Source organism: Clostridium sulfidigenes, assembly GCF_052067195.1.
GTDB lineage: Bacteria > Bacillota > Clostridia > Clostridiales > Clostridiaceae > Clostridium_J > Clostridium_J sulfidigenes.
The window spans coordinates 67,574-85,622 of the sequence record NZ_JBQHQR010000011.1; the positions used below are offsets into that span (position 1 = coordinate 67,574).

General features: G+C 30.4%; 15 protein-coding genes, 1 riboswitch and 1 other annotated feature. Of the genes, 5 read left to right on the forward strand and 10 right to left on the reverse strand.

From position 1 onward, the window contains the following. Positions 1-81 precede the first annotated feature (81 nt). Positions 82-408 carry a hypothetical protein gene (locus ACTNBA_RS13120; protein ID WP_441074636.1) on the reverse strand — a complete coding sequence of 109 codons (327 nt, stop codon included), beginning with the start codon at positions 406-408 and terminating at the stop codon, positions 82-84. Between the two features lie 367 nt (positions 409-775). Between ACTNBA_RS13120 and ACTNBA_RS13125 the strand changes: the two genes are divergently transcribed. Next, positions 776-2,266 (forward strand): 4Fe-4S dicluster domain-containing protein, encoded by a 1,491-nt coding sequence (locus ACTNBA_RS13125; RefSeq protein WP_441074639.1) that lies wholly within the window; start codon positions 776-778, stop codon positions 2,264-2,266. 66 nt (positions 2,267-2,332) lie between these two features. On the opposite strand, the gene ACTNBA_RS13130 is transcribed toward ACTNBA_RS13125, so the two are convergent. Then, positions 2,333-3,328: a LacI family DNA-binding transcriptional regulator gene (locus ACTNBA_RS13130; protein ID WP_346885036.1), complete on the reverse strand. Its 996-nt coding sequence runs from the start codon at positions 3,326-3,328 to the stop codon at positions 2,333-2,335. A 156-nt stretch (positions 3,329-3,484) separates the two neighbouring features. After that, positions 3,485-6,586: an isoleucine--tRNA ligase gene (ileS, locus tag ACTNBA_RS13135; RefSeq protein WP_441074641.1), complete on the reverse strand. Its 3,102-nt coding sequence runs from the start codon at positions 6,584-6,586 to the stop codon at positions 3,485-3,487. 177 nt (positions 6,587-6,763) lie between these two features. Beyond that, positions 6,764-6,978, reverse strand: a binding site (T-box leader). 246 nt (positions 6,979-7,224) lie between these two features. On the opposite strand from ileS, the gene ACTNBA_RS13140 reads away from it, so the two are divergent. From ACTNBA_RS13140 to thiT, 4 genes are all read left to right on the forward strand, one after another. Further along, positions 7,225-7,857 (forward strand): MBL fold metallo-hydrolase, encoded by a 633-nt coding sequence (locus tag ACTNBA_RS13140; RefSeq protein ID WP_441074644.1) that lies wholly within the window; start codon positions 7,225-7,227, stop codon positions 7,855-7,857. A 152-nt stretch (positions 7,858-8,009) separates the two neighbouring features. Beyond that, a complete protein-coding gene (locus ACTNBA_RS13145) occupies positions 8,010-9,482 on the forward strand; it encodes a C40 family peptidase (protein WP_441074646.1) in 1,473 nt (490 codons plus the stop codon). A gap of 200 nt (positions 9,483-9,682) precedes the next feature. Further along, positions 9,683-9,883, forward strand: coding sequence for a cold-shock protein (locus ACTNBA_RS13150; RefSeq protein ID WP_035130858.1), 201 nt, complete (start codon positions 9,683-9,685; stop codon positions 9,881-9,883). Between the two features lie 139 nt (positions 9,884-10,022). Further along, positions 10,023-10,118: riboswitch (TPP riboswitch) on the forward strand. 111 nt (positions 10,119-10,229) lie between these two features. Continuing rightward, positions 10,230-10,874, forward strand: coding sequence for an energy-coupled thiamine transporter ThiT (gene thiT, locus ACTNBA_RS13155; protein ID WP_441074648.1), 645 nt, complete (start codon positions 10,230-10,232; stop codon positions 10,872-10,874). A 74-nt stretch (positions 10,875-10,948) separates the two neighbouring features. Here thiT and ACTNBA_RS13160 read toward each other — a convergent pair whose 3' ends face one another. The 7 genes from ACTNBA_RS13160 to ACTNBA_RS13190 form a co-directional block, all read right to left on the reverse strand. Then, on the reverse strand, positions 10,949-11,755 hold the full coding sequence (locus ACTNBA_RS13160; protein WP_441074651.1) for a YhfM domain-containing protein: 807 nt from the start codon (positions 11,753-11,755) through the stop codon (positions 10,949-10,951). Between the two features lie 93 nt (positions 11,756-11,848). Further along, the gene (locus tag ACTNBA_RS13165; RefSeq protein ID WP_346885031.1) at positions 11,849-12,433 is read right to left on the reverse strand and encodes a hypothetical protein; all 585 of its coding nucleotides are present in this window, start codon (positions 12,431-12,433) and stop codon (positions 11,849-11,851) included. 94 nt (positions 12,434-12,527) lie between these two features. After that, positions 12,528-14,144 carry a hypothetical protein gene (locus ACTNBA_RS13170; RefSeq protein WP_441074654.1) on the reverse strand — a complete coding sequence of 539 codons (1,617 nt, stop codon included), beginning with the start codon at positions 14,142-14,144 and terminating at the stop codon, positions 12,528-12,530. Positions 14,145-14,245: 101 nt separating this feature from the next. Further along, positions 14,246-15,088, reverse strand: coding sequence for a 16S rRNA (adenine(1518)-N(6)/adenine(1519)-N(6))-dimethyltransferase RsmA (rsmA, locus tag ACTNBA_RS13175; RefSeq protein ID WP_150846218.1), 843 nt, complete (start codon positions 15,086-15,088; stop codon positions 14,246-14,248). A 1-nt stretch (position 15,089) separates the two neighbouring features. Continuing rightward, positions 15,090-15,632, reverse strand: coding sequence for a ribonuclease M5 (rnmV, locus tag ACTNBA_RS13180; protein ID WP_441074656.1), 543 nt, complete (start codon positions 15,630-15,632; stop codon positions 15,090-15,092). 154 nt (positions 15,633-15,786) lie between these two features. Next, positions 15,787-16,812: a resuscitation-promoting factor gene (locus tag ACTNBA_RS13185; RefSeq protein WP_346867032.1), complete on the reverse strand. Its 1,026-nt coding sequence runs from the start codon at positions 16,810-16,812 to the stop codon at positions 15,787-15,789. Positions 16,813-17,132: 320 nt separating this feature from the next. Next, entirely contained in the window at positions 17,133-17,897 is a 765-nt protein-coding gene (locus tag ACTNBA_RS13190) for a TatD family hydrolase (protein WP_441074658.1), read from the reverse strand. Positions 17,898-18,049 lie beyond the last annotated feature (152 nt).

The following is an 18,049-nucleotide window of genomic DNA, read 5'->3' on the forward strand; positions in this document are numbered from 1 at the left end:
AATTACATCATAATTTTCCTATATTGATTTATTTCATTTAAACAAAGAGCAAAACATAATAAATATATTTTGCTCTTTCCTTTATGCTATTTCTTCATCATTGTCTTTATTATTCTCTTCAAATCTGAACTGACCATAAGCAAATCCTTTAAACATATCAAAAGTTAAATCATTAACTTTCTGACCTTCTTCAATCCAATTAGTAAATAATTTAAATGGTTCTTCACTAAAATATTTTGAATTTACTCTTGGGAATCCTTCTAATAGATTGAATCCTTCTTCCATAGCCCTTTTCACTTCTTCTAGATTATATCTAAAGTAGTATCTATGATCACTATTTAAAATCTCCCCTATTACAAAACTATTGTTCTCTTCACTTTTCCATATAAGATTAATTTTATTACTCATTATAATCTCCTCCTTCTCTCAGTCTTCTTATAGTTAAAATATTTTCTTCATCATAAAATTTTATTATAATCCTTTTAATACCACGTTAAAATATCTTCTTTATTAATTCTATGTTTTTATTATTATATTTATTTCTATTTTAAATAAAATAAATTTCATGGGTATAAATACTTAATTTTTTAACCAATAATTAAACCTTTATTAGTATATAACTATGTGACCCTAATTTCAAATATATTTATCATCACTATTATATTTTTACCAAATTTTATTTTTCAATGCTCAACCTATTGCATAAAAATTAAATGATGCTATAATTAGTTTTGGTTAAAAAATTAACAATGTTATGAAATTAGGAGGGATTTTAATGTTTACTTTTGATACATCGTTAAAAAAGATTAAGCATGAGGTTCTAAAACAAATTGTCCTTTTATCTATTAATGATAATCTAAATACCAAAGAAATATTCAATATTCATAAATTTATAGTTGATAAAGATACTCCTGCATATAGATGCTGTATTTTCAAAGAGCGTGCCATAGTAAACCAAAGAGCTAAACTGGCTGCTGGATATATGCCTATAGGGGATGAATATAGTGATCTTATTGATATTAAAAATAACGATCAAATTATGTACGTCATAGAAGCTGCTTGTGATAGATGTCCCATAGATAAATATACCGTTACAGAGGCTTGTAGAGGTTGTATTACTCATAAATGTAAGGAAGTATGTCCTGCTAATGCCATGATGACTGTAGGTGGTAAATCATATATAAATCAGGAATTATGTAAAGAATGTGGACTTTGTAAGAAGATTTGTCCTTATAATGCTATATCCGAAGTTCGTCGTCCTTGTAAAACTTCATGCCCAACTGGAGCTCTCAAGGTAGATGAAATCACTAGACGTGCTATCATTAATGAAGATGATTGTATTCAATGTGGAGCTTGTATGACAGCTTGTCCTTTTGGTGCTATATCTGATAAAAGTCTTGTAGCTCCTGTATCTAAAAAATTATATCAGAAAAAACACAACATGATTGCAATTGTTGCCCCATCAATTTCTGGTCAGATGGGCAATAATGTTTCAATAGGCCAAATTAAATCTTCATTAAAAGCAATCGGATTTTCTGATGTGTTTGAAGCATCTTGTGGTGCAGATATGGTAACAATGCACGAAGCTAAGGAATTTGTAGAGAGAATGGAAAATGGACAAAATTATATGACTAATTCTTGTTGTCCAGGCTTCTTTAGCTACATTGAGAAAAAGTTTCCTACTGAGGTTTCTCACATCTCCAATACGGTATCTCCAATGATTGCAATGGGACGTGCCATAAAAAATGAAACTCCTGATGCTAAAATAGTATTTATTGGTCCATGCACAGCTAAGAAAGCTGAAGCTAAAAGACCAGATGTAGCTGGAGTTATTGACTACGTGCTAACCTTTGAAGAGCTTTGTGCTATATTAGATGCTTTCAATACCAATCCTGAAAACTGCAGTGAAGAGACCCTTGAAGATGGCTCAACTTTAGGTAGGGGCTTTGGTATAGCTGGTGGACTTACTGCTGCTATAGAAAATTATGTTAGCACAGAAAATATTAATGTAGAATTTAAACCAGTAAAAGTTTCAGGTTCTACAGAAATAAAAAAAGCTTTAAACATGGCAAAAATAAATAAACTACAAGGTAATTTTATTGAAGGAATGATGTGTAATGGTGGATGTATAAATGGTGCTGGAGTCTTCTCAGACCCTATGACCACTAAGGGAACCTTTATCAAAGAAGGTAAAAGTTCATCTATAAAAAATGTATCTGATAATAAGGCTAATAAACTTATGGGAAAAGTATCCTTAGATAGATAAACAATAAAAAAGTGGATTTTAAAATCCACTTTTTTATTGTTTAAATTATTTTATATTTAATTCTATCTATTTCTTACAAGAATCTCTTTCAACTATGTTATATGGTAATCTGTAATAAGTTTCTTCAACTGGAATTTTATTTACAAGCTTTATAAGAAGTCTCATTCCCACAGAGCCCATATCGTATAGGGGACGAGAAACTGTAGTAAGCTTAGGATAAAATACTCCTGATAATGCTATATTATCAAAGCCTATAACATTTATATCTTCTGGTACCCTGATTCCTTTTTCTCTTAACGCATTTATAACTCCAAGAGCTGATTGATCGCTTCCACATAAAACTGCATCAACCTTATTATCTTTTATAATATGAGTGATTCCTTCAAAGCCGTCCTCATATTTTAAACTTCCAAGATAAACTAGTTTTTCATTGAAACAATTCTCTTCATCCATGGCGTCTTTATAGCCATGATACATCTTTTTATATTCAGTAGCATTTTCTTTAATGTATCCTATATATGCTATGTTTTTATTATTTTTTGAGAATAGATAATTTACAGCATCATAGGCAGCAGTATAACTATCTATACCTACACTAGGAACATCTCCTTCATCATCCATAGCACCTATTGATACTACAGGAGTGCCAACAGATTTTATAGCTGCCTTTATCTCTTTATCTAGACGGTCTCCCATATATATTATACCGTCTACCATCTTCTCTCTTAATATATTAAAACTTTCTTTTTCTCTACTCTTGTCTAGATCAGTATTACATAACATTATATTATAATTATAAATACTTGCTAAGTCCTCTGCCCCTCTTACAATCTCAGGGAAAAGGGAATTTGATATATCTGGTATTATTATACCAATTGTGCTTGACCTTTGAGTCTTTAAGCTTCTTGCTAAAATATTTGGTCTATAATCTAACTTGTCTATTGCATCTAGAACTCTTTGCTTTGTCTCTTGATTGACTACATCTATATCATTTAGTACTCTTGAAACTGTGGCAATAGAAACATTTGCTTCTTTTGCTACATCTTTAATTGACGCTGCCACTATATATCACCTCTCTTATTATTCTGCATATTTTTAATACATATATACCTTATTTATACTATAAAGTAAAGTATAATTATAAAGTTTAGATGGAGCAATCTATTATCATATTAACTCCATCTAAACTACTTAATATTTTAATTTAACATATTATTATTAAACTCTTTCTACATGTAATAATAACTTTTCACCATTAATTTTAACTTCATTTATAGCCTTATCACTATTATAGGCTACAGTTAATGCTAATGTATCTTTCTTTATTTGATTTTCAAACTTTCTTATTACATTCTCTAAGACTTCATTTCCAGCAAAGTATAAGTTTATTTTGTCTGAAACTTCAAATCCTGTTTCTTTTCTCATGTTTTGTATTTTGCTTAGAACTTCTCTTATGTGACCTTCTTCTCTAAGTTCTTCTGAAATATTTGTATCTAATACTACACCTATTTCACCTTCTCCAGCAAAAGCAAATCCTTCTAAGCCTTGCATTGTTACAAGTAGATTTTCTTTATTCAACTCTATTTCAGTTCCATCTACATTTATTGTAACCACTTCACCATTATTTACTCTTTGTGCAAGCTCCATTTGATTCATTGAGGCTATACCTTTTCTGATTCCTGGAATCATTTTTCCGTAAGCCTTTCCTAGTACTGGAAGATTAGGTTTTATTTCAAAGTTAACATATTTAGAAAGGTCTGATCCTAGTTCTACTTGTTTAATATTAAGCTCATCCTTAACTATGTCTCCATAATATTCTGGAAGTGAGTCTACAGATACAAGCATTTTTCCAAGTGGCTGTCTATTCTTAATATTAGCCCCATTTCTTGCACTTCTTCCAAGCTTAACTATCTTATATGCCTTATCCATTTCATCTTCTAATACCGCGTCTACATCAGCTTTAACGTATTCTGGCCATTTACATAGGTGAACACTCTCTTCTGCATCCTTATCAAAAGCAACAACAAGATTTTGATATAACTCTTCTGTTATAAATGGTATAAATGGTGCAGCTATTTTAGAGAATGATACAAGTACTCTATATAAAGTCATGTAAGCACCTATCTTATCCTCTGTAAGCTCTTCACCCCAGAATCTTGCTCTGTTTCTTCTAACATACCAGTTAGATAATTCATCTACAAAATCTTCTAGTTCTTTAGCTCCTTGAGTTATTCTGTAGTTTTCTAAATGCTCATCTATATTTTTAACTAATGTATTCAGTTTAGACATCATCCATTTATCCATTACATTTTCTGATTTAAAATCTTTATAATCTATTGGATTAAAATTGTCTAATTCTGCATATAGAACATAGAAGGAGTACACATTCCATAGTGTTCCTATGAATTTTCTTTGAGCTTCTATAACAGCCTCTTCATAGAATCTTGATGGAAGCCATGGTGCACTACCAGTATAGAAATACCATCTTAAAGCATCTGCTCCTTCATTTTCAAGTACTGTAAATGGACTAAGTACATTTCCTTTATGTTTAGACATCTTAAGTCCATCTTTATCTAAAACGTGTCCTAGTACTATACAGTTTTCAAAAGGATTATTCTCAAACACAGTTGTAGAAATAGCAAGAAGTGTATAGAACCATCCTCTTGTTTGGTCTACAGCTTCAGAAATAAACTGTGCTGGGAAGTTTGCTTCAAATAGTTCTTTATTTTCAAAAGGATAGTGATATTGAGCAAATGGCATTGAACCTGAGTCAAACCAACAGTCTATAACTTCTTCAACCCTTGTCATTTCTTTTTGGCAGTGTGGACAAGTAACCTTAACCCTATCAATATATGGCTTATGAAGCTCTATACCCTCTGGTACATTTACACCTTTTTCCTTAAGTTCTTCAACACTTCCTATTAACTCTCTGTGGCCACATTCACATTCCCAAATTGGAAGTGGAGTACCCCAATATCTATTTCTAGAAATTCCCCAGTCAATTACATTCTCAAGGAATTTACCCATTCTACCTGTTTTTACATTGTCAGGCATCCAATTTATTTTATTATTATTTTCAATAAGTTGGTCCCTTACTGAAGACATTCTTACAAACCAACTTTCTCTTGGATAATAAAGAAGTGGTGTATCGCATCTCCAGCAATGTGGATATGAGTGTGTAAACTTCTCACTCTTATAAAGAATATTATTCTCCTTTAAATAAGCTAAAATCTTCTCATCTGCTTTTTTTACAAATATTCCAGCCCAAGGAGTTACTGCTGGAATAAAATTTCCTTCTCCATCTACTAGATTAATCATAGGAAGACCATATTTCTTTCCTAATTGATTATCGTCATCTCCATAAGCAGGTGCTATATGAACTATTCCAGTACCATCTGTTAATGTTACAAAGTCTCCATGAACTATATAAAATGCTTTTTCTTCAGGCACTTCGAACTTAAACATTTGCTCATATTCTTTTCCAAGCAATGTTTCTCCTTTAAATTCAGATACTACTTCATACTCACCTTGGAGTTTGTTTAAAAGAGTTCTTGAAAGAATTAGATATTCACCTTCATGTAAAACTTCTACATAATCATAAGATTTATTAACAGCAAGAGCAACGTTACTTGGTAATGTCCAAGGAGTTGTTGTCCATACTAATACATATTTGTCCTCATCTTTTAATTTGAATTTTACATAAGCTGAGCTATCCTTTACATCTTTATATCCCTGTGCTACTTCGTGAGATGATAAGGTAGTTCCACATCTTGGGCAATAAGGCATTACTTTGTGTCCTTTATATAATAAATCCTTATTCCACATTTGCTTTAAAGCCCACCATACTGATTCTATATAATCATTATGATAAGTTACATATGGATTTTCCATGTCAACCCAGTAACCAAGCCTTTCAGACATTTCTCTCCACATTTCAACGTAAGAGAATACACTATCTTTACATTGAGTAACAAATTCTTCTACTCCATACTTTTCAATCTCAGGTTTTCCTGAAATTCCAAGTTTCTTTTCAATTTCAAGTTCTACTGGAAGACCATGAGTATCCCATCCAGCTTTTCTTAAAACCTTATACCCTTTCATAACTTTATATCTTGGGATTATATCTTTCATAACTCTAGTTATAACGTGACCTATGTGTGGTTTACCATTAGCTGTTGGTGGACCATCATAGAACGTAAAATATTCACCTTCATCATTTAAGTCGAAGTTCTTTTGTATTACGTCTTTTTCTTCCCAAAGCTTTAACATATCTTTCTCAATGTCCATAAAAGACTTTGAGTTATCAATTTTCTTATACATATATTTTTCCTCCTTACATAGTTTATCTGTACCATTTCTGGTTAATCTCATGGAATCTTTTAAATATTGTAAAGTATTATAAGGTCAAATTAATTTAATAGTATGTACTCTTAATTTTATCCATAGCATCCATTAATTAATCTCATATATCATGGATAAAAATTAAAACTCCGCCCTACTAAGGACGAAGTTACTTCGCTATACCACCTACAGTGTTAATAATTTCGGATACTAACATATCCTATTCCTTAACGCAGAAATACGGAAAAACTTACTAAATTTCAGTTCTCAGCTCCTAGGTGATCTTCCTCTAATTATTCACTATGGGTTTTCACCTACCCCCACTCTCTTTAAGCTACCTTTTAGAGTACTGTCCTGTTCTTAGCTTTTATCTATACTATGTTATAAATTAATTTTACATCTATTATATTATATAAAAATTTTAATGTAAAGGGCTTTATCTCTAATAACATACTAAAATATTATTTAATCTACTACAATTTTCTCTAATCTTATTATTATAGTCATCTTTTTAAATTAAAATGTTCTTTTCACATACCAAAGCATAAATTAAGCAAAGCTGTTAATAATTAAAATAGACTAAATAGTTAACTTTACTTAATTAGGAGGTACTAACTATGGTAATTACTTGGTTTGGACATTCTTGCTTTCTACTTGAAAATTCTCATGGAGAAAAGATACTTATGGATCCTTTTAATAAATGTTTAGGTGGAACGCCCTATAAAGGTTCTGTAGATATAGTTACCATCAGTCATGACCATTTTGATCATAACTATACGGATTTAATAAATCCTGGTGCAATTATTATAAACACACCTTGCTCATATGAAAGCTCTTCTATTAAAATTCAAGGCTTTCCATCTTATCATGACAATATAAAGGGAGCTAAACGTGGTGATAATATAATTTACTTAATAGAAACGGATAACTTAAAACTATGTCATTTAGGAGATCTTGGACATATGCTAGCAGCTGAAGAATTAGATTTATTAGGTACTGTAGATATACTCTTCATACCAGTAGGGAGTAATTTTACCATCGCTCCTGAAATTGCTGCCACTCTTTGCAATAAAATCCAAAGTAAATTAGTAATTCCAATGCATTATAAAGTTCCACATATAGACTTTCCTGTTCATGGAATAGAAAATTTCATATCTTTTATGAAAAATGCTGTAAACCTAAAATCTCATACATTAACTATAAAACCACCTTTAGAAGGTGTAAATTTAGTTAAAATTTTTGAACTCTAATCTTAAAACTAGATTAGAGTTCTATTGAATTAAAAAAATATAAATGTATTTGCTGTTATTTGTTGTTATATATCATTTTTTACCTTATAATTTAAGTAATAATATGAAATATATTCTATGGGAAAATATTGTTGAGAAAGGACTGTTAATTAATGAATGATAAAGCATTGAAAGTTTTATGTACACTTGCAACGGGCACAGCCATTGCTACTTCTATGCAAGTTATAGCTATAGCTGATCCAGCTCAAACTTCAAATTCTTCATACAACTCTACAGTTACAGGAACTATAACTGCAGATGTATTAAATATAAGATCAAATCATAATACTAGTAGTAATATTATTGGTAAAATAAATTATAATACTAAAGTATCAATTCTAGAGATATCAAATGGATGGTATAAAATTAAATATAATAACACTACTGGTTGGATTTCTGGAGAATATGTAAAACTAGATAATAATTCTAATACAGTACAAGCATCTAAAACTGGAATTGTTACTGCTACTGCCTTAAATGTGCGTTCTGCAGGTAATACTAACAGTAGAATTATTGGTTCTCTTTCTAAAAATGCTAAAATCCAAATAATATCTACTAGTAATGGTTGGCACAAAATTAAATATAATAATACTACGGGTTTTGTTAGTGCTGAATACATTAATACTTCTTCAACTAATACAAACTCAGGTAACGGTACTAATAATAACAATAGTAACTCTTCTACTGATAGTACCGTTAAATCTACGGGTATTGTTAATGCAGATGCTCTAAATGTTCGTTCTAGTGGAAATACTAGTTCTAAAATAGTTGGAACTCTATATAAAAATTCTAAGGTTGAAATATTGTCAACCAGCAACGGTTGGCACAAAATCAAATTCAAAGGTGGTAAAGCCTTTGTAAGTTCAGAATTTATTTCAAAGAATAGTAGTTCTACTGACAAGAATCCTAGTAGAGGTGAAGTTATACCACCTAAAGAAATTCCACCTTCTCACACTGTAAACGGTAAGGTTGCAATTGTTAATGCAGATGCTTTAAATGTCCGTTCTGGGGCTGGCACTAGCCATACTATCCTAACTACAGTAAGATATGGTAGTAAATTACCTATTATTTCTTATACTAATGGTTGGTATAATGTTAAGGTAGGTACTACTAATGGATATATTAGCGGTGACTATGTAACCATATCTGATGAAAATCAATCATCAAATCCAATAGTAAAGGAAACTCCTCTTATACAAAGTAACTGTACTGGTGAAGACATAGTTGCTAAAGCTGAAGAATACATTGGAGTACCATACCTTTGGGGTGGATTTACCCCTGTAGGTTTTGACTGTTCTGGACTTGCTCAATATGTGTACAAGCAACTAGGAATCTCCTTAGAAAGATCTACATACTATCAAGTGCATCAAGGTGTTATTGTTCATCGTAAGGATTTAAAACCTGGAGATTTAATCTTCTTTACTACTAATGATGATGATCCTAATGATATATCTCATGTAGGAATCTATAAGGGTAATGATTTATTTATACAAGCTCCTAAACCTGGTGACTGCGTAAGAGTTTCTAACTTAAATTCTGCTTATTATAGTAATAGATATTATATTGCTAAACGTATAATAAAATAGTATAAAAAATTTTAAATTGAGAACACTATAATTAATATCTAAGAAATTAGATATGGTCAAATATTTTGAAAGGAGATTCCGTGCTTATCTTAATAATATTAAGATTTGATGCCCTAGAGTACACGACCAACAGGAGTAGCACCGCAAAACTGAGTATGTTGAAAAGGGTGCAACTATTTAAGTTGCTTAACGGAGATTATATGGAAGTAGGAACAGTAAAATGGTTTAATAGTGAAAAAGGGTTTGGATTTATATCTATGGAAGGTCATGAAGATGTATTTGTACATTTCTCTGCTGTAACGGGAGATGGCTATAAGGTTCTTGATGAAGGACAAAAGGTTCAATTTGAAATAGTTAGTGGGGATAGAGGCCCTCAAGCAGCAAATGTTACAAAAATATAGATATATATTTTAAAGAAATATGTATTATTCATCATTATAGAGACACGATTAAAATTCGTAGTCTCTATTTTTATTCGGTTTATATAGGGCTCTATTGAACTATAAAACTATGTATGCTATTATGAAAATATAAAATAATATATTGTGCTAGGGGTGCTTCGGCTGAGAAATGATTTTTCATTACCCTTTACCTGACCTAGATAATGCTAGCGTAGGGAAGCGATTAATAAGCTTAAGTTAATGCTTAGTTATTTAGCCGTGTTCTTACGAACATGGCTTTTTTGCAGAGTATAACTTCAGCTTCAACATTAGTCCTTAGCACTACTTAATTTAAGGAGGACTCTTTATGAATATCTTAGAAAATATGAAAAATATTCTAGCTAGTTGGACAACTATTGCCACCTTATTTGGTGTCCTAATTCTATTTTGTGTGTTTATAAAAGTTAAACATATCAAGTTTACTTCTAGATTAACAGCTCATATAGCCTTAGCAGTTGCTATGTCGGTAATTCTTCAGTTTTTCAAATTTTTCGAATTTCCTTTAGGTGGAAGCGCAACTCTTGCTAGTATGCTACCTATAATTTTAATATCCTTGATTTATGGGCCTACTATAGGAATATTCACTGGCTTTGTGTATGGAATACTAAACTTTGTTATAGGACCTGCATATATTCTTCACCCTATTCAAGTTCTTTTTGACTATACTCTACCTTTTATGGCAATTGGACTTTCAGGATTTTTTAAGAAAAATAAGTATTTAGCTATAATAGTAGCTTTCTTTGCAAGATTTATATTCCACTACATTGCAGGAATAATTTTCTGGGGAAGTTATGCTGCTGATTACAACTTAACTCCAGCAGTATATTCACTAGTATATAATGGTACTTATATTCTTATAGATTGTATAATTTGCTTAGCTGTATGCTCAGTTATAAATTTAAATAGTCTTACAAAACGATTAGCTCCTTATACTAATAATTCTATACAATAATTTAATAAGGATATAGCGTGATGTTCATTTAATCATCATGCTATATCCTTTTAATTACTATATTTATTTTACTTTTAGAATTCCTTCGGTTTTTCATCACTTATGTTAAACTTCCATTCTCCACGATCATAAACGTTACTTATATAATAGCTAGTGGAGGAAGCATTTTCAGTCTTTTCAAAGGTAACAATACCTTTATATTTCTTAGATGTATATCCTTCTGTTTTTATATTCATAACTACATTAAAATCATCTCTAGTAACAGAGGTATCCATGAATGTTACTGATTTAAGTTTATTTATTTTCTTCTTAAATTCCTCAATCTCTGTGGATATTTGAAAACGTGCAGCCATATTATCACTAGATATATTAACTCCAACATTACCTGCATCTTTATTAGCGGATACGTACTTATCTAAACAACTTAAAATAGAAGTATAATATACATACTCAAAGTCGATAGGTTTTCTTATATTTGCAAAGTTTTTTATAATATCATTATCAAGCCTCTTAGAAACAATATACTTATTATCATCATTATACAGATTTGCCCCATCCTTCTTGTCAAGTCCAGCTACATAATTAAAGGTCTTAAATTCTGTTGGGCTCTCATATATCTCCAGAGTATAGTCTGGGTCTAGGGTTGACTTTTCTTCAACAACACTTGCACTAGAAAGTATACTATATATATCATTTATTACATCTTTGTCAGTAACAGTAAACTTATAACTTTTATCTCTAGTACTCTGAATTGTAACCTTCATAATGTTCCTTTCTTGCATATAGTTAAAATCACTATTTCCCCTTATACCACAAGCGGAAATTAGTAATGATGATATTATTAATAATATAACTATGAAATTACTCTTTACTCTTCTCACCTTTGCCCTCCACTTGAAAAATTCTTAGAATTTTTCATTCTTTATCATATGTTTTATTATAATAGTTGTTATACATTAAATCAAATAACTCTTTTACTTTTCAAAGGAAAAAGTTTTAACTATATTTTCAAATACCACTTGTGTATTCTCTCTAGCTTTTTTATCACTAATTATAAATGTTATTCTAGCCACATAATCATCGTATGGAACATAATATTCATAGGTTCTTTTTACATTTTCTTTACTACTTTTTAAATCATACTTAATATAATCTAATTCTATATTATCTATCTTCACTTTTTCTTTTTTATAGTCTTTTATTCCCATACCCTCTACATCTGCTATGCACTTATCTATTGTTGCTTTAACACCTTCACTGCTACTTATAAGCTCTATAGAACCATAAGTATTAGCATCATCTGAAACAAATTCATTTAAGTATACAATTTTATCATCTTTATTCTCTTTTATTGTAGTTAACCAGCTACTAGGTAACTTATATTTTATTTTACCATCTAGAATATCATATTGCTTAAATTCAACCATACTATTCTGAGTTAATGTAGCTGTTCTTAGACTTTCTTCAAAATATTTTCCAACTCCTAATATAACTATCATAAGCCCTGCTAGTATTATTGCTAATCCTAATTTTCTCATATTATCATCTACTAATTTCATATGTTACCCTCCCTTTATTAATATACTATGTACCTTTTTCAAAAAATAGAATAAACTCCGAATAAAATTCGGAGTTTTAAATTCATATATTATCTTATCTCTTAACTGGTACAACCACAGTATTTCCTTTTATATCATAATACATTAACCAATGACCTGTTTTATCATTATCTTCATCTGGCATGAAAGTTACGAAACCAGTCTTTCCTTCATATGGTTGGTCTGCCAAATCTCTTGTTCCTGGTATTGCATATATAATATATTTTAAATTACCTTCATCATCACATTTATATCCAACCATGAAATTTCCATGTCGTGATATATAAGGATAATAGCAAATCATAGGATAGAACACCACAGAATATTTATTGTAATCATAAACACAATACATATCCTCTAATTTTTTTACATGAGCTTTGTACCAAAAACAATTTTTAATATTCTCATTACTACCAATCTTTTCTAAACCATAGATAACTTCTTTAAAAAATTTACCCATAGTTCCCATTGGATAATCCTTATCATTCCATTCACTTTTTTTATGTTTCTCAGGTTTGCAATCTTCACATTTTTTTTCTATATCGTCATAATCATATGATTTTTTCACCTTACAATCATCATATTTATTCTTCTTTTTAGAGTGTTTTTTCCTATAATCTTTTAACCTTTCTATTTCTTTTTCATATTCTTCAAATATTCTATTCTCATCATCAATATAGTCTTCATCATTACTTTCTAATTGTTCATTTATTAGATCATTCTTTACCAAAGGTTCAATTTCTTCAACATCAATAATATCTACTTCATCACTTATATAATTTTCATCACCTCTTATATTAGACATTGGAGTAGGGGTGATTCCAGGTATATTGATATTAGGGATAGGAGTAGGAGCGATTCCAGGTATATTGGTATTAGGGGTAGGATTAGAAGTACTTCCTGGTGCACTTGTATTTGGCATAGGAATAGAAGTACTTCCAGGTATATTAGGAATAATTCCACCATATGGAGGATTAGTAATGTTTGTATTATCAGTTCCTACATTTTGCGGCATTCCTGTTTGTTGCTGTGTATTATCAGTTCCTGTATTTTGTGATACTCCTGTCTGTTGCTGTGTATTATTGGTGTTATTTTGCATAATTCCAGTATTACTTTCTTGCTGCCCTAAATTTGTATCTTGAATTTCAGGCACTACTCTATTCATATTTTCATTATCTGATTTTAAAGTTTCTTTTACTGGTGTAGTTGTACTATTATTTTCTTTTACAGTATTGCTATCACTGGTAGCTAGAGGATAGCTCTGCCAGTTTTTAAGCTCTTCTCCTCCAATAAACCCTACCATTACAGGCATAACTTTATCTGCACTTATCTTACCAATAGCTGCTCCTTGCACCTTGTCCATACCTATGTTTGTATTTACTAAATTATTAGCATTAAATTCATTGCTAACATCAGCTTTTCCGCCATCATCTATATTGATTCGACCAAGATTTATTAGTTCATTACCATTGTTTCCTTGAACTATTAAAATCATAAAGTATGGGCCCTTTTGCTTTTTAAGATTTTGAGCATAATATGAGGCTTTTGCTTTATCATTTCTTACCTCTAACTTAGCGTAGCCTGAAGGTGTTTTATTAGAATCTAGTCCATATCCTTTTTGATCTTCTTGTAATATTATAAAAAATCTATTATAGCTTTTTCTAGACGGCATACTCTTTACCTCCATTTTTATTTATACATTATAATATATGACTACTATATATAAAAAATGAAGGATATTCTTTATTTATTTTTATAAGAAAAAAGATTCGTCTATTTAAGACGAATCTCGTATATCTTATTTGCTAAAGTAGCAAACTCTTCTATTGTTAGAGTTTCACCTCTTCTAGTTGGATTAATACCTGCATCTTCAAAAGCCTTTTCTTGCAATTCCTTAGATAATCCTATAGCTTTCATACTATTCCATAGGGTTTTTCTTCTCATATTAAAAGATTGCCTTATTATATTAAAGAAAAGTTTTTCATCCTTCACTTCAACTCTAGGTTTATCTAATTTATCTAGTCTAATAACTATAGAATCTACTTTAGGAGATGGAATAAAGCAACTTGGAGGTACATTCCTGATAATTTTTGTATCACAATAATACTTTGCAAGTAGAGTAAATGCTCCATATTCTTTAGTGCTTGGTTCTCCATTAATTCGTTCTGCAACTTCCTTTTGAATCATAATAGTTATAGATTTTATATCTAATTTATCATTTAAAAGATTTGCTATTATAGGGGTAGTTACATAATATGGCAAATTAGCTACTACCTTTACACTTTTTTCTTCACCTATTAGTTCTCTATAATTTACCTTTAAAGCATCTTTATTTATTAAACTAAAATTCTCATAACTAGATAACTCTGATTCCAAAATAGGTATTAATCTAGAATCTAACTCTATACTAGTAACTCTTTTAGCCCTTTTAAGTAACTCCTTAGTTAAAGTTCCAACACCTGGACCTATCTCTATTACGTAGTCATTCTCAGTTATATTTGCACCCTCTACAATATCCTCAAGCACTGTGTAATCAGTTAAAAAATTTTGTCCTAAACTTTTAGTAAACTTAAAATTATATTTTTCAACTAGTTCTTTTGTATTTAATTTATCCATACTAAATCTCCTTATCTACCTTCTTCATAGCTTCTACAAACTCATCCTTAGATATACCATAATTATTTAATCTAGTTAATAGCTGATTTGTATTACTATACCCTATTCCTAATTCTCTTCCAATAGCATCTCTTCTTTTTTTAGCATCTTTATCTACTGTTAATCTAAAATAGTGCATATCTTGTATAGTAAACTCATGTCTAGGCTCTTTTAATTCACACTTTGCTCCATTTAAAGCCTTGATAATAGTTTCTGGTGAAGCATTTTCAACTCCTATATTATCACCTTTTCTTCCTTCACTTTGAGTTATATAAGCATGCTTAATATTAGGAACTCTTTTAGCTATAATTCTTCTTATTTTTTCTCCAGCAAAATCAGGGTCTGTTAAAACTATTACCCCTTGTCTCTTATTAGCCTCTTTTATTCTTTCAATAACTTTACTATTTATACCAAACCCACTAACTGATATTACTTCAGCATCAACAGCTCTTTTTACAGCTGTCACATCATCTCGTCCCTCTACCACTATTACTTCCTTAATCATAAAAGCCTCCGTCCTGCATTATGCTATATAAAATATTATGTAACTTTTATATAAAAATTATCTATTTCTTTGTATTTTAAAATTTCTCAATGTAATTATATCATAGCATATTTAATTTTAGGCATCTGAAATAAAAAAATAGGAGCCTATGCTCCTATTTTAAAATATAAACGTTAACCTGTCTTCTTCCCCAGTTAACAGCTTCATCATAGCTATTAACATACACATCAACCTTATTACCTACTATGGCTCCCCCTGTATCTTCTGCAATGGCAAGTCCATATCCTTCGATATAAAGTTTTGTTCCTAATGGAATTACTCTTGGATCTACAGCTACAGTGCTGTATCCATTTGGATTACGTCTAACAGTTGTACCTGTTGCTGTTATAGTACCTGAATCTCCCCTATCGGAAGTATAGGCAGTTGATACACAAGATATCATACTTGAATATGCAAAGTCTTTTACATTGCCACCACGTGATGGTCTTACAACAGCTAAGGTTCCTATATCTATTATCTTGTTTATAGGATTTTTACTAACAACCTCTTTTACAACTCTTCTATTAACCTCTTTACCATTCTCATACACAACCTCTGTTGTGATAGTTCTCTTACCCTTAGAACCTTTTTGAACTACTTTTTCTACTCCTTGGTTAAGTTCAGAGTTTTTTCTTGTTTCAGTTTCAAAAGCTATTGGTTGAACTTCTTTTAAAAGTTTCTTCTTTACTCTTGTAACTTCAACAGTCATACCTTCTTGTAGATTTTCATCCATAGACGGAACTATCTTGTCCTCTTGACTTATTTTAATATTCTCAGCTTCTAACATATCTTCTACTGTTTTCTCTGCTGATGCTATTGATAAGTTTTTTCCATCTACCACTACTTCTACATCTACTGCCTTATTAATATAAATTATGTCACCATCATTAACTTCGCTGTCTAGTTCCACAGAAATTTTATCCTTCTGAGCAACTGTTATGCCGTTGTTCTCTAGTATAGTATTTAAATTTTTTGATAATGTAGTTATTTCTACTTTTTGACCATCAACTACTACTTCAACGGTATTCCTTAACCCCCAAATAGTAACTGCGGCACTTAATAGAATTAATACAACAACGAACACCGTCTTTGGCCAAATTGAAAAATTGCTTTTCAATTTATCTTTGAATTTAATCATCATAAAGATTACCTCCCTCAGACAAGAGTACTTTGCTATTATATATTAGATACCGTAGTTATGTCAAATTTAGCACTCTAATCATTGAATTGACTGAACTTAATGCATACTATGCATAATAAAATAATAATTAAAATAATAGCTTTTTTGTGTTTTAGTTTCAGTCTTTCCGGGGTGATAAGTACAGGTTTATACTATACATATGCAAAAATAAGTTCATTTATTCTTTATATACATTTGACTTAAAAACTAATGAAATTTATATCTATAATTTAATATATCTAAAACTACACTTTCAAATTTATATTTCAAATTATACCTCACTAATTTAAATTAAACAAGCTTTTTGTGTTAAATATTGTAATTTCTTCAATTTGATCTCTGCTTGTGCCTTTAATGTTAGCTATTTCTTCTATGATAAATTTTATATAGTTTGATTGATTTCTCTTTCCTCTATTTGGTGTTGGTGCCATATATGGACAATCAGTTTCTACCAGCAATCTATCTAGGGGCAATTCCTTTACCACTTCTTTTATAACCTTAGAATTTTTAAAAGTAACTACCCCAGTAACCCCTATATAATATCCTAATTTTAAACATTCCTTAGAGAATTCTACACTTCCTGAAAAGCAGTGAACTACTCCTACTACATCAGGAAATTCCTTTAATATTTCTAGGGTATCTCCATGGGCATCTCTATCATGAATTATAACAGGTAAATTAAATTCTTTAGCTATAGCCATTTGCTCTCTAAAAACTTTCTTTTGTACTTCTCTTGAAGGGTTTTCTTCCCAATAGTAGTCTAGTCCTATTTCTCCTATTGCAACTATCTTCTTATCCTTAGCTAGGCTACATATTCTCTCTTTAACTTCATCCCTAAATTCATCAGCATTCTCTGGATGAATTCCTGCAGCGGCATAAATGAAATCATAGTCTTCAGCTAACTTTACAGACATTTCAAGACCCTTCAAGCTAGAACCACAATTTATTACGCCTATAACCTCTTTATCTTTTATCTCTTTTAAAATAACATCTCTGTCATCATCGAATTGTTCATCATCATAATGAGCATGTGAATCAAATATCATATTATCCCCACTTTCATAAGTTAAATTTTTGTCAATTCCATATTTATCATTTAATTTATCATATATGGTAAAATAATCTTTGTCTATAGCTAAAATTCACTTATATATATAATCTAGTAAGGTATTTAGATTTTATCCAATATGTGTAAATT